The organism is Streptomyces sp. NBC_01723, assembly GCF_036246005.1.
Taxonomy (GTDB): Bacteria; Actinomycetota; Actinomycetes; order Streptomycetales; family Streptomycetaceae; genus Streptomyces.
Genome location: NZ_CP109171.1, coordinates 7,241,388 through 7,260,766, shown reverse-complemented (window position 1 = coordinate 7,260,766; position 19,379 = coordinate 7,241,388). Strand labels below are relative to the sequence as shown.

At 73.7% G+C, this 19,379-nt stretch carries 15 protein-coding genes; 3 read left to right on the top strand and 12 right to left on the bottom strand.

Going from position 1 to position 19,379, the window contains the following annotated elements; translation table 11 throughout:
* Positions 1-181: 181 nt before the first annotated feature.
* Complete coding sequence (locus tag OIE75_RS34150) at positions 182-1,324, bottom strand: glycerate kinase (protein ID WP_329474118.1); 1,143 nt, start codon at positions 1,322-1,324, stop codon at positions 182-184.
* Positions 1,325-1,489: 165 nt separating this feature from the next.
* Between OIE75_RS34150 and OIE75_RS34145 the strand changes: the two genes are divergently transcribed.
* Positions 1,490-1,984 (top strand): NUDIX domain-containing protein, encoded by a 495-nt coding sequence (locus tag OIE75_RS34145; protein WP_307016028.1) that lies wholly within the window; start codon positions 1,490-1,492, stop codon positions 1,982-1,984.
* 41 nt (positions 1,985-2,025) lie between these two features.
* Entirely contained in the window at positions 2,026-2,751 is a 726-nt protein-coding gene (locus tag OIE75_RS34140) for an SIR2 family NAD-dependent protein deacylase (protein ID WP_307016027.1), read from the top strand.
* Positions 2,752-3,282: 531 nt separating this feature from the next.
* Here the strand turns inward: OIE75_RS34140 and OIE75_RS34130 are convergent.
* The 8 genes from OIE75_RS34130 to OIE75_RS34095 form a co-directional block, all read right to left on the bottom strand.
* Positions 3,283-3,777 carry a methylated-DNA--[protein]-cysteine S-methyltransferase gene (locus tag OIE75_RS34130; protein WP_329474117.1) on the bottom strand — a complete coding sequence of 165 codons (495 nt, stop codon included), beginning with the start codon at positions 3,775-3,777 and terminating at the stop codon, positions 3,283-3,285.
* A gap of 54 nt (positions 3,778-3,831) precedes the next feature.
* Complete coding sequence (locus OIE75_RS34125; RefSeq protein ID WP_329473250.1) at positions 3,832-5,316, bottom strand: AlkA N-terminal domain-containing protein; 1,485 nt, start codon at positions 5,314-5,316, stop codon at positions 3,832-3,834.
* Between the two features lie 132 nt (positions 5,317-5,448).
* Positions 5,449-9,363, bottom strand: coding sequence for a glycoside hydrolase family 2 TIM barrel-domain containing protein (locus OIE75_RS34120; RefSeq protein ID WP_329473249.1), 3,915 nt, complete (start codon positions 9,361-9,363; stop codon positions 5,449-5,451).
* A 186-nt stretch (positions 9,364-9,549) separates the two neighbouring features.
* Positions 9,550-10,209, bottom strand: coding sequence for an ABC transporter ATP-binding protein (locus OIE75_RS34115; RefSeq protein WP_329473248.1), 660 nt, complete (start codon positions 10,207-10,209; stop codon positions 9,550-9,552).
* Entirely contained in the window at positions 10,202-11,188 is a 987-nt protein-coding gene (locus OIE75_RS34110) for an ABC transporter ATP-binding protein (protein WP_329473247.1), read from the bottom strand. Before OIE75_RS34110 ends, OIE75_RS34115 begins: the two co-directional genes overlap by 8 nt.
* A complete protein-coding gene (locus OIE75_RS34105) occupies positions 11,185-12,090 on the bottom strand; it encodes an ABC transporter permease (protein ID WP_329473246.1) in 906 nt (301 codons plus the stop codon). Before OIE75_RS34105 ends, OIE75_RS34110 begins: the two co-directional genes overlap by 4 nt.
* Positions 12,080-13,048 (bottom strand): ABC transporter permease, encoded by a 969-nt coding sequence (locus OIE75_RS34100; RefSeq protein ID WP_307016019.1) that lies wholly within the window; start codon positions 13,046-13,048, stop codon positions 12,080-12,082. Before OIE75_RS34100 ends, OIE75_RS34105 begins: the two co-directional genes overlap by 11 nt.
* Positions 13,049-13,080: 32 nt before the next feature.
* The gene (locus tag OIE75_RS34095) at positions 13,081-14,673 is read right to left on the bottom strand and encodes an ABC transporter substrate-binding protein (protein ID WP_329473245.1); all 1,593 of its coding nucleotides are present in this window, start codon (positions 14,671-14,673) and stop codon (positions 13,081-13,083) included.
* 389 nt (positions 14,674-15,062) lie between these two features.
* Between OIE75_RS34095 and OIE75_RS34090 the strand changes: the two genes are divergently transcribed.
* A complete protein-coding gene (locus OIE75_RS34090; RefSeq protein WP_329473244.1) occupies positions 15,063-16,226 on the top strand; it encodes a Cmx/CmrA family chloramphenicol efflux MFS transporter in 1,164 nt (387 codons plus the stop codon).
* On the opposite strand, the gene OIE75_RS34085 is transcribed toward OIE75_RS34090, so the two are convergent.
* The 3 genes from OIE75_RS34085 to OIE75_RS34075 form a co-directional block, all read right to left on the bottom strand.
* Positions 16,207-16,716, bottom strand: a complete 510-nt coding sequence (locus OIE75_RS34085; protein ID WP_329473243.1) for an O-acetyl-ADP-ribose deacetylase — start codon at positions 16,714-16,716, stop codon at positions 16,207-16,209. The genes OIE75_RS34090 and OIE75_RS34085 overlap by 20 nt on opposite strands.
* A 198-nt stretch (positions 16,717-16,914) precedes the next feature.
* Entirely contained in the window at positions 16,915-18,324 is a 1,410-nt protein-coding gene (locus OIE75_RS34080; RefSeq protein ID WP_329473241.1) for a phytoene desaturase family protein, read from the bottom strand.
* Between the two features lie 169 nt (positions 18,325-18,493).
* On the bottom strand, positions 18,494-19,339 hold the full coding sequence (locus tag OIE75_RS34075; RefSeq protein WP_329473240.1) for an inositol monophosphatase family protein: 846 nt from the start codon (positions 19,337-19,339) through the stop codon (positions 18,494-18,496).
* Between the last annotated feature and the right edge of the window lie 40 nt (positions 19,340-19,379).

The following is a 19,379-nucleotide window of genomic DNA, read 5'->3' as shown; positions in this document are numbered from 1 at the left end:
CCCGGACCGGGTTGGTCCGGGGCCCTCGCTTTTGCCGGGCCCGGCGGCGGTGCCGAACCTGCTGGAGGCTCCGCCCCCAGACCCCGGGCCTATGCCCACCGGCCACCCGACTCGGTGGGACGAACGGGACCGCGACGGCCCACCCGGCCCGTCCGGCGTCTGAGGAGCGGCGGGGGCGAGATCAGCTCAGGAAGTCCCTGGCGATGCCCTCGGCGACCCGCTCCAGGATCGGCCCCGCCTCGGCGATGCACTTCTCCACGTCCGGCTCCACGGCCGTCAGCGGGTACGCCCGGCGAATTCCGGCCCGCCCCAGCGCATCCGCCGGCAGCGCCAGCCGCCCGCACACCGCGACGACCTCCTTGCCCGCGGCCCGCGCCGCCGCCGCGACGCCCGCCGGGGCCTTGCCGTGCAGGGTCTGCTCGTCCAGCGAGCCCTCGCCCGTGATCACGAGGTCGGCCCGCTCCAGCGCCGGCGCGAAGCCCAGCACGTCCAGCATCACCTCGATGCCGGGCCGGAACCGCGCCCCCAGCAGCAGCGCACCGTATCCGATGCCGCCCGCCGCACCGGCCCCCGGCGACGCCGCGTACTCGGCGGCCCGCGCGCCCACGCCCTCCGCCTGAGCCAGCACCTCCGCGAAGTGCGCGAGGGCGGCGTCCAGGGCCGCCACGTCCTCCGGCGAGGCGCCCTTCTGCGGGCCGTAGACCGCCGGGGCACCCTTCGGGCCGGTCAGCGGATTGTCGACGTCGCTCGCGAGCACCAGCTCGACGTCAGAGAGGCGCGGGTCGAGGCCCGACAGGTCGGCCGAGGCCAGCGCGGCGAGACCGCCCCCGCCCGGCGCGACCGGCTCGCCGTCCGCGTCCAGGAACCGCGCGCCCAGCGCGGCGAGCATCCCGGCACCGCCGTCCGTGGTGGCACTGCCGCCGACCCCGAACACGATCGTCCGGGCCCCCGCGTCCAGTGCGGCCCGCAGCAGCTCGCCCGAGCCGTACGTCGAGGCGGTCAGCGGCGCGAGGACGCCCTCGGGCAGCCGCTGCAAGCCACTGGCCTCGGCCATCTCCACGACCGCGGTGTCCTCGCGCAGCGCGAACGCCGCCGTCACCTCGTCACCGAGGGGCCCGGCGACCCGCACCTCACGGCGCTCGAACCCGGCCGCGACCGCCGCGGCCACGGTGCCGTCGCCACCGTCGGCCACGGGCAGCGCCTCGACCCGGACGTCCGGCACGACACGGCGCAGCCCGGCCGTCACCCGCTCGGCGACCTCCACGGCCGTCAGCGACCCCTTGAACTTGTCCGCGGCGACGAGGACCCGACGGGCCCCGTCCACAGCAGCGTCAGCCACCTTGATCTCCCCTTGCTCTCCGAGCCTTGCGCACGTCAAGGCAGTCGCGCCGCTGCGACCATAACCGGAGGACACCCGCGTCGTCATGCCCTGCCCGCACCCTGGAACGACCGCACCGGGGGCGGGCCCGGCTCTCGCTACGCTTTCGGGATGACCACTGCTGACTACGCCACCTACATCGCCGGTCTCCCCCGTGTCCTCGCCGGTGCCGCCGCGCTCTTCCGGGACGCCGAGGGGCGGGTGCTGCTCGTCGAGCCGAACTACCGCGAGGGATGGGCGCTGCCCGGCGGGACCATCGAGTCCGACGACGGGGAGACCCCGCGGCAGGGCGCCTGGCGGGAGACCCTGGAGGAGATCGGTCTCGACGTCCGCCTGGGCCGGCTGCTCGCGGTGGACTGGGTGGGCGGGACGGGCCGCCCGCCGATCGTGGCGTACCTGTACGACGGCGGGGTGCTCTCCGAGGACGACCTGAAGGCGATCAGGCTCCAGGAGGAGGAACTGCTGTCGTGGCGGATGGTGCCGCGCGGCGAGCTGGGCGCCCACCTGCTCGGGACACTGCACGGCCGGGTCCTGGCCGCGCTGGACGTACTGACGGACGGGACGGGCCCGGCGGAGCTGGAGAACGGCGCCCGGGTCGGCCGATAACCGTTCGCCGGGCGGACCGCGGCCGCCCTACCCTCGACCGCATGACCAGCAAGCCGCTCGTCGCCATCCTCAGCGGGGCCGGCGTCTCGACCGACTCCGGCATCCCGGACTACCGCGGCCCCAACGGGCTGTGGCGGCGCGACCCGGAGGCCGAGAAGCTCGTCACGTACGAGTACTACATGGGCGATCCGGAGATCCGCCGCCGCTCCTGGCTGATGCGGCGGGCGAACCGGACGCTGGGGGCCGAGCCGAACGCGGCGCACCGGGCGGTGGCCGAGCTGGAGCGTTCGGGGGTCCCGGTCCGCGTGATCACGCAGAACGTGGACGGCCTGCACCAGCTCGCCGGGCTCTCCGCCCGCAAGGTCCTCGAACTGCACGGCACCGCGCTGAGCTACGTGTGCACCGGCTGCCGGGTCCGCGGACCGATGACCGACGCGCTCGCCCGGGTCGACGCCGGTGAGGACGACCCGCCGTGCCTGGAGTGCGGCGGGATCCTGAAGTCGGCGACCGTGATGTTCGGCGAGCGCCTCGACCCGGTGGTGATGGGTGAGGCGCTCGCCATCAGCAAGGCCTGCCAGGTGTTCGTCGCCGTCGGCACCAGCCTCCAGGTGCAGCCCGCCGCCGGGCTGGCCGGCGTGGCCGCCGACCACGGCGCCCGGCTGATCATCGTCAACGCGGAACCGACGCCGTACGACGACATGGCCGACGAGGTGGTCCGGGAACCGATCGGCACGGCCCTGCCCGAGCTGCTGCGCGGGCTGGGCTGAGCGCCCGGCGGGTCGGGACGCCGGGCGCGACGCGTCAGAACAGGGGGTCGGCGAGGCTGTCGACCTGGTCGGGGTCCGAGGCCCAGCAGGAGAGCACGACCGTCCGCGCCGATGTCGTGGAAGGCGCCGACGGCCGCGCGGATCTCCCGCGCGGTGGTGAGCAGGCCCCTGGTCATGTGGTCGGCGCGGCCGGTGAAGGCGTAGTAGTCGCGGAGGTTGTGGAGGGCCCGGTCCACCGTGCTCCGGGGGCCGAGCGCGGACCTGGCCTGGCCGACCAGGCGCGGCCGGCCGGGGCGGTCGTAGGTCCGCCGGACCGCCTCGACGTCGCGGAACAGGCCCGCCATGTGCGCGGGCGGCAGCGCGGCGCCGAGGAAGCCGTCGCCGAAGCGGCCGACCCGGTCGAGTGCGGCCGGGGCGAAGCCGCCGAACAGGATCTCGGGCCCGCCGGGCGTCGCGGGGCGCGGTCCGATGGGACCGACGTCCTGGCCGCAGGGCTCGCCGTTCCAGATCCGGCGCAGGACGGTCAGCCGCCTAGAACAACGGCGCCGGTCCCGCCGTGCCCCGTTCGAAGTCCAGTAGTCGACGCTTGCGTTCCAGGCCGCCGCCGTAGCCGGTGAGGCCGCCGCTCGCGCCGATGACGCGGTGGCAGGGGACGATGATGCCGATGGGGTTGCGGCCGTTGGCAAGGCCCACGGCCCGGGAGGCGGCCGGGTTGCCGAGGGCGTCGGCGAGTTCGCCGTAGGTGCGGGTCTCGCCGTACGGGATGCCGCGGAGCTGTTCCCAGACCGTGCGCTGGAACGGGGTTCCGTTCAGGCGCAGGTCGAGGGTGAAGTCGGTCAGTCTGCCGTCGAAGTACGCGGTCAGTTCCTCCTCCGCCTGCGCGAACGGTGCGTCGTCGGGCGTTCCGAAGGTCTCCTCCGGCGGGCGGTGGCGCTGGTCGGTCATGTAGAGGCCGCACAGGACGCCGTCCTCGGCGACGAGGGTGAGGGCGCCGTACGGGCTGTCGATCACGGTGTGCTGCTTCATGGAGTGCCGCTTCACGGTGTGCTGTTTCACGGGTCCTGTTCCCACGGGTCGTCCTTACACGGGCAGGAAGTTGATCGGGTGGCTGTCGGTCGCCCACAGGTACTGGACGGCGTACGCCCTCCAGGGCCGCCAGGCCGCCGCGCGGGCGGTGAGCGCGGCCGGGGTGGAGGGCAGGCCCAGTTCCCCCGCGGCGCGGCGGATGCCGAGGTCGGTGGGGAGGAAGGCGTCGGGGTCGCCGAGGGCGCGCATGGCGATGACGTCGGCGGTCCAGGGGCCGAAGCCGGGCAGCGCCAGGAGCCGGGCGCGGGTCTCGGACCAGTCGCACTCGACGCCCAGGTTGACCGAGCCGTCGGCCAGGTGGGCGACCAGGGTGGTGAAGGTCGTGCGCCGGGCGCCCGGCATCGCCAGGGTCTGCGGGTCCACCGCCGCCAGTGCGGCCGTGGACGGGAAGAGATGGGTCAGGCCGCCCTCCGGGTCGTCGACCGGGTCGCCGTGCGCCGTGACCAGGCGGGCGGCGTGGGTGCGGGCGGCTGCGGTGGAGACCTGCTGGCCGAGTACCGCCCGGACCGCGAACTCCGCCTCGTCCACCGTGCGCGGCACGCGCCGTCCGGGCGCCTTGTCGACGAGCGGCGCGAGCAGCGGGTCGGCGCGCAGTTGGCCGTCGATCGCCGTCGGGTCCGCGTCCAGGTCGAGCAGCCGGCGGCAGCGGCTGATGGCGACGGTCAGGTCGCGCGGGTCGCTGAGGGTGAGGCGGCAGCCGATGTGGTCGGGGCCGGGGGTGAGGGCCGCGATGCCGTGACCGTACGGGAGGCGCAGGGTGCGGCGGTAGGCGCCGTCCCGCCACTCCTCCACCCCGGGTACGGCGGTGGCGGCGAGGTGGCCGAAGAGGTTGTCGGGGTTGAGGGGGGTGCGGAAGGGGAGGCGGAGGGAGAGGGTGCCGGGGGTGGTGCCGGCGACGCGGTGCCTCGGGGCGCGGGTGCGCAGTTCGCTCGGGGAGAGCGCAAAGACCTCGCGGACGGTGTCGTTGAAGGTGCGCACGGACGCGAAGCCGGCCGCGAAGGCGACGTCCGCCATGGGCAGCGGGGTGGTCTCGATCAGCACCCGGGCCGTCTGGGCGCGCTGCGCGCGGGCGAGCGCGAGGGGTCCGGCACCCAGTTCGGCGAGGAGCTGGCGTTCGACCTGCCGGGTGCTGTAGCCGAGGCGCGCGGCGAGGCCGGGCACGCCCTCGCGGTCCACGACGCCGTCGGCGATCAGGCGCATGGTGCGGGCGGTGAGGTCGGCCCGCTGGTTCCACTCCGGGGAGCCGGGGCTGGTGTCCGGGCGGCAGCGTTTGCACGCCCGGAACCCTGCCTGCTGGCAGGCCGCCGCGCTCGGGTAGAAGGTCATGTTCTGGGGCTTGGGCGGCACCACCGGGCAGCTGGGCCGGCAGTAGATGCGGGTGGTCAGGACGGCCGTGAAGAACCAGCCGTCGAACCGCGCGTCCTTGGACCGGACGGCGCGCACGCAGCGCTCGGTGTCGGTGTGCATTCCCGTCTGCATGGGTCCAGGATGGTCCACCGGCCGGGCGGACGCTGGCGAGAATCCGACATGGACCTCGCGCTTCCTGGGCCTGCCCGGATCACCGTGCGGAGGGGGAACCCGGGCTGCCCCGGGCTCCCCCTCCGTCCCCGGTCACTCGGTGGCCGTGGGCCGCCGCGAGGCCGCCGTCGCCTTCTTCACGTCCGTCAGCGGGCGCAGCCGGTAGGTGTAGGCGTAGTCGCGGTCGGCGAACAGCTTGAACTCGTCGTGCGTGTGCGCGCCCCAGCTGTTGTCACCGCCGACGCCCATCTGGCGGTGGTTGAGGCGCAGGACCACCTCGTCCCGCGGCGTCAGCTGGTAGTCGTGCCGGACGCCCGCCGACAGGTCCTCCGGCGTGAAGTACGAGGCGTTGGCCTCCAGCAGCGGTTCGCCGGAGGCGAGCAGGCCCACGCCGTGGCGGTCGGTCAGGGCGATCCAGCGGACGTCGGTCTTGTTGCCGTTCTCCTGCGGGCGGATGTAGGGGGTCCACTGCTCGGCGACGGTGCCGGAGTAGAGGCCGACGTCGGTGCCGGTGTTGCGGTCCCAGTGGTTCTCCTCGGGGCCGCGCCCGTAGTAGTGCAGGCGGTCCAGGCGGCCCGGCAGGAAGAGCAGGGTGCCGATCTCGGGGATGTAGGGCAGGGTCGCGGCGCCCGGGTGCAGGGTGTTGTCGACCTTGATCTCGCCGTTGCCGAACACCGTGTAGGTGGTGCTGTACGTCGACTCCACCGTGGTGGGCAGCGTGCCGCTCACCTTGATCTCGACGGCGCGGTCACCGAGCGGCCGCACGGCCACGTCCGTGACCGCGCGGCGGGCGCCCGCGTCGCGCCAGGTCTGGTTGCGGGTGTGCTGGCCGTTGCCCTTGTCGTTGTCGGTGGGCGCCCGCCAGAAGTTGGGCGCGGGCCCCGAGGTGATGAGCCGGGTGCCCTTGGCCTCGTAGGAGGTGATGGTGCCGGTGCGCTTGTCGACGGTGACGGAGAAGTCCTTGCCGCGGACCCGCACGTCCTTGTCGCGGTCGTCGTGGCGCAGGGCCGGGACGCTCGCGAGCCGTACGGGGGCCGCCGCGGGGGCTTCGGGGCCGACGGGGAGTTGCTCGCGGGCCACCTCGAAGCCCGCCTCCGCCCACGGCGTGGAGTCCTTGGTGGTGAAGGACAGCTCCAGGAAGTACTCGGTGCCGTCGTCCGCGTCGTCCGGGAGGCGGACGGGGACGGTGATGTCCTTGGCGGCCCCGGGGGCCACGTCGAGCTGGTCCCGGGTCAGCGTTCCGCGCCGCACCACCTGGCCGTCGGCGACGAGCTCCCACCGGCCGTCGAACTCGCGCAGGCCGGTGAAGAGGTACTCGTTGGTGAGGGTCACCGCGCCGAGGCCGTCGCCGGACCGGCGGGTGGCGTGGATCGCCTGGTAGACGCGCTTGACCTCGGCGGACTTGCCGGTGTGTCCGCGGTCGGCGGTGACGATGCCGTCGGCCACGAAGGCGCCGTCGTTGGGGTTGTCGCCCCAGTCGCCGCCGTACGCGAGAAACGTCTTCTCCCGGGGCCGCTTCCGCTCGGTCTGCACCGTGGCGGCGTCGAACCAGAACCGCACGCCGTCGTCCTCCGGACCGCGGTCGTCCCGGGCGAGTTCGCCGGCGGAGAGCGCCCGGGCGTAGACGCGGGCGCGGCGGATCCTGCCGCTGAACTCGCGGGTCTGCGCGTCGGCGTCGGTGGCGAGGGCGAGGGGCGCGGTGTTGCCGCTGGGGCGGCGGTCGGTGGTGCGGGTGGCCCGGACGACGCCGTCGACGTGGAGGGTCAGCGTCCCGGCGTCCGCGTCGAAGACGCCGGCGAGGTGGTGCTCCCGGCCGGTCCAGTCGTCGGGCACGTCCCAGTTCGCGGTGATCCACTGGCCGTCGGAGTGGATGAAGAACTCCAGCTTCCGGTCGTTCTGCTTGAGCGCGTACTGGGTGTCGCCCTTGGCGATGAGCGGCTGGTGGTAGCCGGTCACGTGCGGGGTGATCCAGGCCTCCAGGGTGAGGGAGTCCCGGAGGTCGAGGCTGTCGTCGCGCTCGAAGACTGTGATGCCGGACAGGCCCTCGTCCCGGTCGAGGCTGCCGCGGGTGGCCAGGATCTCGCCGCGCAGGGCGCCCGGTCCGGACTCGGTGAGCAGGGTGCGGGCGGGGACCGGGGTGTACAGGGACTGGTCGACGAAGTCCCAGATCCAGCCGCCCTGGAGGACGTCGTGGGCGCGTACGACGTCCCAGTACTTCTTGAGGTTGCCGGTGGAGTTCCCCATCGAGTGGGCGTACTCGATCATGACGTACGGCCGGGTGTCGGAGGTGTCCCGGGCGCGCTGCTCGACGCGCTGCGGGGTGTCGTACATCTCCGAGCGGATGTCGCTGATGCCGGGGCGGTCGTCGCCCTCGTACTGGATGACGCGGGTGGGATCGTAGGAGCGGATCCAGTCGTGCATGGCGGTGAAGGTGCTGCCGCCGCCCGCCTCGTTGCCGAGCGACCAGATGACGACCGAGGCGTGGTTCTTGTCGCGGTGGACCATGTTCTGGGCGCGGGCCACGCACGCCTCGGTCCAGTCGGCGTGGTCGCCGGGGTACTCGTCGCGGATGCCGTGGGTCTCCAGGTTGGTCTCGTCGACGAGGTAGAGGCCGTACTCGTCGGCCAGTTCCAGCCAGTACGGGTTGTTGGGGTAGTGCGAGGTGCGGACGGAGTTCATGTTCATCCGCTTGATGATCTTGGCGTCCTCGACCATGTCCTCGCGGGTGAGTGCCGTGCCGCGGGACGGGTGCATCTCGTGCCGGTTGGTGCCGCGGAACGAGACGGGCCGGCCGTTGATCCGCATCAGCCCGTCCTTGAGCGCGAACTCGCGCAGGCCGACCCGGTGCGACAGGGTCTCGACCACCTTGCCCGCCGGGTCCCGCAGCCGCAGCACCGCCGTGTACAGGTACGGCTGCTCGGCCGACCAGAGCCGGGGCTCCGGCACCGCCTTGGCGGACCGTACGGTGACGTCCTCGCCGGGGCCGGCCGTACCGAGGTCGGCGGACTGCTGGAGGGGCCTGGACCAGACTGCGTGGCCGCGCGCGTCGTAGAGCTGGGTCTCGACGGTGTAGCGGCCGGTGGCGCCGTCGCCGTACGCCCGCACGCTCGCGGTGACGGCCAGCTCGGCGGCGGTGTACGTGTCGTTCAGCGGGGTGTCGAGCTTGAAGTCGCGCAGGTGCACGGCCGGGGTGGAGTAGAGGTAGACCGAGCGGAAGATGCCGCTCAGCCGGATCATGTCCTGGTCCTCCAGCCAGTCGCCGTCGGCGTAGCGGTAGACCTCCACGGCGATCTGGTTGGTACCGGGCTTCAGGTGGTCGGTGATGTCGTACTCGGAGGGGGTGTAGGAGTCCTCGTCGTAGCCGACCAGTTCGCCGTTGATCCACACGTAGTGGGCGGACTTGACGCCCTCGAAGTGGAGGAAGGTGCGGCGGCCCGTCCAGTCGCGGGGGACGGTGAAGGTGCGCCGGTACTGGCCGACCGGGTTGTAGCGGGTCGGGGCGGTGGGCGGCTGCGGGTCCTCACCGAGACCGTTGGGACCCCAGTACGGGTAGGTGATGTTGAGGTAGATCGGGAAGTCGTGGCCGTGCAGCTGCCACACGGACGGGACGGGGATGGTGTCCCAGTCCCCGTCGTCGGTGTCGGTGCGGTGGAAGTCGGTGTCCCGGTCCTCGGGGCGGTCGGCGTAGGCGAACTTCCAGGTGCCGTCCAGGCTCAGCCGGTGGGGCGAGCGGGTGCGGTCGGCGGCGAGGGCCTGCTCGACGTCCTTGTACGGCATGAGCGTGGTGTGCGGGGGCTCGGTCCCGAGCCGGAAGACGCCGAAGTCGTTCCACTCCGGGGGCGCGGCGGGCTGCGGCCTCCGCCCGGCCGCGTGCGCCGCTACGGGCGACGCGGACAGGGCGAGGGCGCCGAGGACGGCGGCACCGCCCTCCATGAGACGGCGGCGGCTGACGACGGGGCGGGGCAGGCGGGCCGGGGATCCGGCGGGTGACACGGGCGAGTGCGGCATGACCGTGGCCTTCCGTGGGTTTCGGGGGCGGCTCAACACACGGTGCTGTGGGAGCAGTTGACACTGGGATGGTTCACAACTGCCGGTGACGCGGCGACTACTGAGTCAAGGTCACCCTAGGACCCGAACACAACCGAATCAATTATCCCGTCGGACTCTGTTGGTTCCTGAGCGGGAGGCCGGGCCTCAGAGGCGCGTGAGGGTGTCCCACTCGACGGTGCGGTCGCACCAGCGGTCCAGGAGGACGCGGTCGTGACCGACGGCCAGCAGCCCGGCGCCGGTGGCGGCCCGGTAGTCCTCCACGACCCGCACCAGGGCGGCCGTGGTCGAGGCGTCGAGCATCGCCGTCATCTCGTCGCACACCAGCCAGCGCGGGCGCAGCACCAGGGCGCGGGCCAGGCAGGCGCGCTGCAACTGGCCGTCGCTGACCTCGTGCGGGCGTCTGGTCAGCAGGTCGGTGGTCAGTCCGACGGTGGCGGCCAGTTCGGCGCCCCTGACGGCGGCCTCCGCGCGGCGGCCGGTGGCGCGCAGGGGTTCGGCGATCAGGTCGGCGAGGGTCAGCCGGGGGTCCGCGGAGAGCCGGGCCTGCTGGAAGACGACGCCGAAAGCGGTGCGTCGCTCGCGCGGGGCGCGGTGGCGCCAGCGCCGTACGGGCGTGCCGTCGACGACCAGGGTGCCGGCCTCGGGCCGGTGCAGCAGGGCAGCGACCCGGGCGAGGGTGGACTTGCCGCAGCCGCTGGGGCCGAGCAGTCCGACGGCCTCTCCCGGCGCGACGGAGAGGGTGACGTCCCGGAAGACGGGCGCTTCGCGGGCGTATCCGGCGGTCACGGTGCGCAGTTCAAGCACGGTCGGCGGCCTCCGGGAGCGCGGCGTGGGGGTGGTGGCAGGCGACCGTGCCGGTGAGCGGCGGCAGGACGGCGCAGGCGTCGGTCGCCCGGTCGCAGCGGTCGGCGAAGGCGCAGCCGTCGGGGAGGGCGCCGAGCTCGGGCGGCAGTCCGGGGATCGGGGCGAAGGCGCGGTCGGGCAGCGCGTCGAGCAGACCCCGGCCGTAAGGGTGGCGGGGGCCGGGGGCTCCGAAGAATTCGGCTGCGTCGGTGAGTTCGACGATCCGGCCCGCGTACATCACGGCGATCCGGTCGGCGACGCGCTCGGCGGCGGCCAGGTCGTGGGTGATCATCAGCAGGGCACGGCCCTCGCCGTCCGCGGTGTTGTCGACATGTCGTCTCAACTCGTCGACGGTGCGGTCGACCAGGTCCCGGTCGAGTCCGGTGGTGGGCTCGTCGGCCAGCAGCAGCGGAGCGTCGCCGACCAGGGCGAGGGCGGTGGCGGCGCGCTGGGCGAGGCCGCCGGAGAGTTCGTGCGGGTGGTGGTCGAGGTGGTCCACGGGGAACGCGGCGCGTTGGGCGGCGGCCTCGGCGGCCTTGCGCAGGGCCGCGCGGCCACGGACGCCCGTGAGTTCGGCGACCGTCTCCTCCAGCTGGGAGCGGATGGTGCGCACGGGGGTGAGGTGGGTGGCCGGGCTCTGCGGGACGAGGCCGGCCAGCCGGCCCCGCACGGTACGGGCGAAGGTGCGCTCGTCGGTGGCGAGCAGGTCCAGGTCGCCGAGCAGGGCGGCGCCGGCGGTCTGCGCGTTTCCTGGCAGCAGGCCCAGCAGGGCGGAGGCGAGGACGGACTTGCCGCAGCCGCTCTCGCCGATCAGGGCCAGGCACTCGCCGGCCGCCACGTCGAAGTGGGCGTCGGTCACGGCGGCGACGCGGCGCCCGCCGGGCATCAAAAAGCGCACCGACAGACCGCGTACCGACAGCACGGGGGCTCGCTCGGTCACAGCATCAGCTCCGATCGGCGGCGCGGGTTGATCCGCTCCCGCCAGGCGCCCGCGAGTCCGGCGACGGCGAGCGTGGGGACGATGATGAACAGTCCCGGGAAGAGGGTCGGCCACCACTGCCCGGCGAGCAGTGAACCCCGCGCCTCCTGGATCAGGTTGCCGAGGCTGGCGGTGTGCGTGGGCAGCCCGAGCCCGAGGAAGGACAGCGCCGACTCGTGCCACATGGCGTGCGGCACCATCAGTACGGCGGCGAGCGCGGCCTGGGGAAGCACGCCGGGCAGCAGATGCCGTACGGCCACCCGCCACCGGGACGCGCCGCCGGAGACGGCCGCGTCGACGTAGGGGCGTGAGCGCAGGGACAGCACCTCGGCGCGGACGATGCGCGCGGTGGACAGCCAGTGGGTGAGCGCGACGGAGGCCACCACCGGCCAGACGCCCGGCCGGAACATCGCCACGATGAAGATGCCCAGCAGCAGGTGGGGCACGGAGGAGATGGTGTCGACGACCCGCATCACACCCCGGTCGACCCAGCCGCCCAGCGCCCCGGCGGTGGCGCCCACGGCGGTGCCGACGACCGTCGCCGTCAGCGCCGCCGCCACCCCGACCAGCAGGGAGACACGCAGTCCGTACACGCAGCGCAGCAGCAGGTCGCGGCCGACGTCGTCGGTGCCGAAGGGGTGCTCCCAGCTCGGTGGCCGCAGCTTCGCCGCGAGGTCGACGGCCTGCTGGTCGAGCTGGACCAGCGGCGGCACGAGCAGCACGGCGAGGACGGTCAGGGCGAGCAGCGCGGCGGAGGTGCGCAGGCGCAGGGTGCGGGTGGAGCGGCGGGCGGCGCCCTGGGAGCGCCAGGCGGGGGCGGGCGCGGGCACGGTGGGTGGCGGCGCCGCGGGGTCACATGTCACTGAGCTTCACCCTCGGGTCGAACAGTCCGTAGAGCAGGTCGGCGAGCAGGTTGCCGGCGAGTACGGCGGCGGTGGCGAGGGTGGTCAGGGCGGCCAGCAGCGGGAAGTCGACGGCGGTGGCCGCCTCGACGGTGGCCGCGGCGATCCCCGGCCAGCTGAAGACGCTCTCCACCAGCAGGGCGCCGGTGATGAGTTCGGGCACGCGCGAGCCGATCAGGGTGAGCACCGGCAGCAGTCCCGAGCGCAGGGCGTGCCCGAGCAGGACGGTGCGCTCCCCCAGGCCGCGGGCGCGCGCGCCGCGCACCGGGTCCTCCGCGAGGGCGTCGCCGACGCCTTGGCGCACGTACAGCGTGAACCACGGCAGCTGGGAGACGGCGAGCACGCCCGCGGGCAGCGCGACGTGGCTCGCGACCTGACCGGGGGTGACCCGCTCGCTCGCGGTGTCGGTCAGGCCGCCGGCCGGCAGGACGTCCCACTGGAGGGCGAACAGCCACACGGCGAGCAGCGCGATCCAGAAGACCGGTGCCGCCTCCAGGGTGTACGCGAGTGAGGTGACCGCCCGGTCGAGCATCGAACCGGGGCGGCGGGCGGCCAGTACGCCGAGGACCGTGCCGACCAGGACGGCGGCGGCGAAGGCGACGGCGCACAGCAGGGCGGACCAGACGAGGCGTTCGCCGATGACCTGTGTCACCGGCTGGCGCATCACTCCGGAGTGGCCGAGGTCGCCGGTGAGCGCGGCGGTCAGCCAGTTCCACCAGCGGACGACGAAGGACTGGTCGACACCCAGGTTCTCCCGCAGCCGGTCCAGGGTCTCCTGGTCGGCGCCGAGCGCGGCGGTGCCGGCGTACGCCTTGACGGGGTCGAAGGGGGAGGCGGCGGCGATCGCGAACACGCCGAAGGTGACGACGAGGACGACGGGGACGGCGAACAGCGCTCGCCGCCCAGCCAGCCGTGCCATCGCTCCCCAGGGGACGCGCCGAGGAGACCGGGTCACTTCTTGGGCTGCCAGTCCTCGATGTTCCACCAGGGCCCGCTGGCGAAGCCGTGCTCGTGCGGCTCCAGCTGGGTGGTCAGCCCGTCCCAGCGGTCGGCGAGGACGTAGAGGTGGTCGATGTGGGTGAGGAAGGTGTAGCCCGGGTTCTCGACCAGCGCCTTCTGGACCTCGTCGTAGGCGGCGGCGCGCGTCTTCGGGTCCTGGGTGCGGCGGCCGGCGTCGAGGGCCTGGTCCACGGCCGGGTCGTCGTAGTGGGCCATGTTGTTGAAGCCGTCGCCGGCGAGCGAGGAGTGCAGCAGGGTGTAGAGGCCGAAGTCGGGGTCGCCGACGCTGCCGAAGCCCGCGAGGACGGCGTCGCGTCCCATGCGCGGCTCGATGACCTCCCAGGTGGCGCCCTCCACCTTCACCTCGATGCCGGCCTTCTTGGCGTCGGAGGCGTAGGCGAGCGCGTGGTCCTGGCGGACCTTGTCGCCCGAGGGGTAGTACAGGGTGAACGAGGCGCGCTGTCCGTCCTTGGCGCGGATGCCGCCGGAACCGGCCTTCCAGCCGCCCTCGTCCAGGACGCGCTCGGCCTTGGCGAGATCGTGCGGGCGCTCGATGCCGCGCTCGTACCAGGGGTCGTCGACGGGCAGCGGCCCGTACGCCGGCCGGCCCGCGCCGTCGAGGATCTTGTCGACCATCGCCCGGCGGTCCACGGCGGCGTCCAGGGCCCGCCGGATCGCGCGGTCGCCGGTGACCTTTCCGGAGGTGGGCAGGGTGACGGCCCGGAAGTCGTAGGACCTGGCCTCGTAGGTGCGCCTGCCCTCGTCGTTCTCGAAGGTGGCGGCGAGGTTGGGCGGCAGGACGGCGCCGTCGAGGTCGCCGGAGCGCAGCCGGGTGGCGCGCACGTTGTCGTCGGCGATGACCGCCATGGTGAACGACTTCACGGTGGGCTTGTCGCCCCAGTAGTGCGGGTTGGCCTTGAAGGCGAGCTTCTCGCCCTTGCTCCAGTTGGTGAGCACGTACGGCCCGGTGCCGACGGGCTTGGTGTTGAAGTCACCGGTGTTGGGGTCCTGCCCGCCCGCCACGTGTTCGGGGACGACGGGCAGCACCGTGCGGGCGGCGAACGCGGCGTAGGGGTACTTGAGCGTGAAGACGACGGTGTCGTCACCGGTCGCGCGGACGTCCTTGACGGCGTCGAGTTCGCTGCGGGCGGTGTTGTTCGTCTTCTCGTCGAGAACGGTGCGGTACGTGTAGACCACGTCCTGGGCCGTGAGCGGTTCGCCGTCGCTGAACTTCACCCCCTCGCGGAGGGTGTACGTGTAGGTCAGGCCGCCGTCGGTGATCTTCGGCAGAGCGGTCGCGAGGGCCGGCTCCAGCTTCAGGTCGGTGTCGCGGGCGAGCAGCCCGTCGAAGATCTTGGAGTTGCCGTCCTTGCCGTAGCCGAGCAGCGGGCTGAGGGTGTCCGGTTCGGAGCCCACCCCGATCACCACCGACTCGGCCGCTTCGGCGTCGTCGCCCGTTCCGCCACCGCCGGGCGCGGAGCAGGCGGTGACGCCGACGGCGACCGCCGCCGCGACGGCGGCACTTCGTATCCGACGGGTTGCCATGTCTCCCCCACGCTTGTTGTCGATGCGTCGTTATTGCACATCAGTGGCATTAAAGCGTCAAGCCAGGTGGGTGTGTGCGCGGGGCGGGGCGGGGCGGCGGGGCACCCGGCCGCTCCCCGCCACGGAAACCGGGATGCTCGCGCGGGAAGCGGTCGGGTAACGTGCGGGCCATGTCGAGCCCCGAGTCGGACAGGGTGGGGGCCTTCGGTCACGCCGTCGGTCCCCTGAACCACTAGTCCGCAGTTCACAGCCCCGTGGTAGTCCACTCCCGTCGTCGAACCGCCTTCCGCGGTCCGACGGGTGGTCCTCCGACGGGTGCGTCCTCGGGTCGGGGCCGGCCGCGGTGACGAGACGACTCCTCGTTCCTCTCCTCACCCCGGAGCCACTCGATGCCTCTCCCCCTGTACCTGCTCGCCGTGGCCGTCTTCGCCATGGGCACCTCGGAGTTCATGCCGGCCGGCCTCTTGCCGGACATCGCCGCCGACCTAGACGTGAGCGTCGGCACCGCGTCCACCCTCACCTCGGCCTTCGCGGTCGGCATGGTCGTCGGGGCGCCACTCATGGCGGCTCTCGCCCGCAACCTGCCCGCACGGGCGAGCCTGCTCGGCTGCGTCCTGGTCTTCCTGGCGTCCCACGTCGCGGGCGCCGTCACGTCGAGCTTCGCCGTCCTCTTCGCGACGAGGGTCGTCGCCGCGCTCGCGAACGCCGGATTCCTCGCCCTGGCCCTGACGACCGCCGCCGCACTGGTCCCACCGGACCGCAAGGGCCGCGCGCTCGCGGTCCTGCTGTCGGGCACCACGGTGGCCACGATCGCCGGTGTCCCCGGCGGATCGCTGCTGGGCACGCTGCTCGACTGGCGGGCCACGTTCTGGGCGGTCGCCGTCCTCTGTCTGCCCGCGGCCGTCGGTATCCTCACCGGCGTCCCGGCCCGCCCCGGACCTCGGGACTCCTCCGCCGGCCCGTCCCTCCGCCAGGAACTCGCCCAGCTCAGGAACGCGCGGCTGCTGGTGGTCATGCTGCTCGGCGCACTGGTGAACGCGGCGACCTTCGCGAGCCTCACCTTCCTCGCGCCGCTCGTGACCGACACCGCGGGGCTGGGCGAACTGTGGGTCACGGTGGCCCTGGTCCTCTTCGGAGCCGGCTCCCTCACCGGGGTCACCGTCGCCGGCCGCCTCTCCGACCACCGTCCCGGCGCGGTCGTCGCCGCCTGCGGCCCGCCGCTGCTCCTCGGCTGGCCGGCCATGGCCGTCCTGGCGAACCGGCCCACCGCGCTGCTCCTTCTGGTCTTCACGCAGGGCGCCCTGTCCTTCGCGGTGGGCAGCACGCTGATCTCACGGGTCCTCTACGCGGCCGCAGGTGCCCCCACCATGGCCGGTTCGTACGCGACTTCGGCCCTCAACACCGGCGCCGCCACGGGTCCCGTCATCGCCGCGACGACCCTCCACACCCCGGCCGGGGCGGCCGGGCCGCTGTGGGTGAGCGGGGGGCTGGTGGCGGTGGCGTTGGCGGTAAGGGTGTCGCTGAGGAACCCGGTCAGCCGACCCGTGCCGTGAACGCCTCGTACGCCCGGTCGTCGAAGAGGACGAAGCAGGCCTCCGTCACCGAGGTCCTGGTGGCGCGGACCGTTTCGACGGCGATGCGGGCCGCGTCGTCCATCGGCCAGCGGTAGACGCCCGTGGAGACGGCCGGGAAGGCGACCGTGCGGGCGCCCAGTTCGTCGGCGACGTGGAGGGACTCGCGGTAGCAGGAGGCGAGGAGGTCGGAGCGGTCCTCGGTGGTGCTGTACACCGGGCCGACCGTGTGGATGACCCAGCGCGCGTCCAGGTCGCCGGCGGTGGTGGCGACCGCGCGGCCGGTGGGGAGGCCCTTGCCGAGGTGACCGGCGCGGAGGCTGCGGCACTCCGCGAGGATCGCGGGGCCGCCGCGCCGGTGGATGGCGCCGTCGACGCCTCCTCCGCCGAGCAGGGAGGAGTTCGCCGCGTTGACGATCGCGTCGGCGCGTTCGCGGGTGATGTCGCCCTGGACGAGCGTGATGGTGGTCATGGGCCCTTCCCGGTCGTCGGCGGTTCCTGCGCGGTCGGATCTCGCGCGGCCCGCGCCACACGGCTTCCCTCGTGGTCGGGTCTGGCGCAGCCCGCGCCACCCGGCTTCCCTCGTGGTCAGGTCTGACGCAGCCCGCGCCACCCGGCTTCCCTCGTGGTCAGGTCTGACGCAGCCCGCGCCACCCGGCTTCCCTCGTGGTCAGGTCTGGCGCAGCCTGCGCCACACGGCCCTGGCCGCGTTGTGCCCCGACATGCCGTGCACACCCGGGCCGGGCGGGGTGGCCGACGAGCAGATGAAGACAGCCGGGTGCGGGGTGGTGTACGGGAACAGGGAGAGCTTGGGGCGGAGCAGGAGCTGGAGGCCGGAGACCGCGCCGGAGGCGATGTCGCCGCCGACGTAGTTGGCGTTGCGGGCGGCCAGTTCGGGTGGGCCGGCGGTGGCGCGGGCGAGCACGCGGTCGCGGAAGCCGGGGGCGAACCGCTCCAGTTGGCGTTCTATCGCGTCGGTCAGGTCGCCGGTCCAGCCGTTGGGGACGTGGCCGTACGCCCAGAAGACGTGCTTGCCGGCCGGAGCGCGGGTGGGGTCGGCGACGCTGGGCTGCACGGTGATGAGGAACGGCGCGTCGGGCGCGCGGCCCGCGCGGGAGGCCGCGTTCAGCGCGGCGCCGATCTCCGCGCTGTCGGCGCCGATCTGCACGGTGCCCGCGCGGCGCGGTGCCTCGGCGGTCCATGGCACGGGCCCGTCCAGCGCGTAGTCGATCTTGAAGACGCCGGGACCGTACCGGTAGCCGGCGTAGTGGTTGCCGAGGCCCGCGATGCGGGCGAGGGCGGTGGGCGAGGTGTCGAAGACGTAGGCGCGGGCGGGCGGCAGGTCGTCGAGGCGCTTGACCACGTAGTCGGTGTGGACGGTGCCGCCGAGGTCCTCGAGGTGGCCGGCCAGGGCGTCGGAGATGGCCTGGGAGCCGCCGCGGGCCACGGGCCAGCCGCGGGCGTGCGCGGCGAGGGCGAAGACCAGGCCGATGGCGCCGGTGGCGAAGCCGCCGAGCGGGGCCATCACGTGCGCGACGAGGCCCGCGAAGAGGGTCTTGGCCTGCTCGTCGCGGAAGCGGCGCATCAGCCACGTCGACGGGGGCAGCCCGACCAGGCCGAACCGGGCGAGGGTGACCGGGTCGCGGGGCAGCGCGGTCAGCGGCAGGGACATGAAGTCCCGGGCCAGGGTGTCCCACCGGGGCAGGAAGCGCTCGACCAGCCTGCGGTAGGTGCCCGCGTCGCGCGCCCCGAAGGAGGCGGCGGTCTCGGCGACCGACCGGGACAGCACGGCGGCGGAGCCGTCCAGGAAGGGGTGCGCCATGGGCAGCGCGGGGTGCAGCCACTCCAGTCCGTACCGCTCCAGGGGGAGGTCTCGGAAGGCGGGTGAGTTGATGCCGAGCGGGTGCGCGGCGGAGCACGGGTCGTGCCGGAAGCCCGGCAGCGTCAGCTCCTCGGTGCGCGCCCCGCCGCCCACCGCGCTCTGGGCTTCGAAGACGGCGACCGAGAAACCCCGGCGGGCCAGCTCCACGGCAGCGGTCAGCCCGTTCGGCCCCGCACCCACTACGACCGCATCGAGCATCGACGGCACCTTCGGACCCCTTCGTCAGCCGATGGCAACTCCGGATCAGGATATGCCCGGGGTCCGACAGGCGGCGTTCGCGGGTGGGGCGGGGGTACGAGGGGTGAGGGGCGAGGGCGGGACCCTGGTCGCCGGTGGTGCCGGGGACAGGTGGCCCCCGGCACCGGGATCAGGCTTCGCCGGACAGCAGCGCCACCACCCGGCGGGCCGTGGCCGCGTCACGGGCCGCGGTGAACGGCAGGTCATTGCCACCGGTGATGCGGAAGGGTACGCCCGTACGGGTCAGGTGGACGCCGCCCGCCTCCTCGACCAGGAGCAGCCCGGCCGCGTGGTCCCAGGCGGCCTCCCACGAGAAGGCGGTGGCGTCGGACTCTCCGCGGGCGACGGCCAGGTACTCCAGGCCGGCCGAGCCGCAGGCCCGCGGGGCGACGCCCGGGGTGCGCAGGCCGCGCAGGTCGTGCTTCTGCTCGTCCGTCGTGTAGTCCGGGTGGGAGGTGGCGACGCGCAGGTCGCGGCCGGGCTCGGGCACGCCCGCGTAGAGCCGCTCACCGTCCAGGTAGGCGCCCCGGCCCCGTACGGCGGTGGCGAGCCGGTCGTCGGCCGCGGCGTAGGTCCAGGAGGCGTGCACGACTCCGTGCCGGGCGAGCGCGACCAGGGTGCAGAAGCCCCGCTCGCCGCGCACGAACTGCCGGGTTCCGTCGACCGGGTCGACGATCCACACCGGTGCGTCGCCCCGTATCGCCTCGTAGGAGGCGGGGTTGGCGTGCACCGCCTCCTCGCCGACGACGACCGAGCCGGGCAGCAGGTCGGCGAGGGCGTCGGTGAGGTACAGCTCGGCCTTGCGGTCGGCGTCCGTCACCAGGTCGTGCGGGCCGGCCTTCTGGTCGACCTCGTCCGCCGCGAGCCGCCGCCAGCGCGGCATGATCTCCTGGGCGGCCGCCTTGCGGACGGCCTCCTCCACGTCGTCGGCGTGCCGGGCGAGAAACTCGTCGATGGTTTCGTTGTTCTCGATCATGGCTCCATGAGAGCACGCCCCGCTGACAATCCCCGCCCGG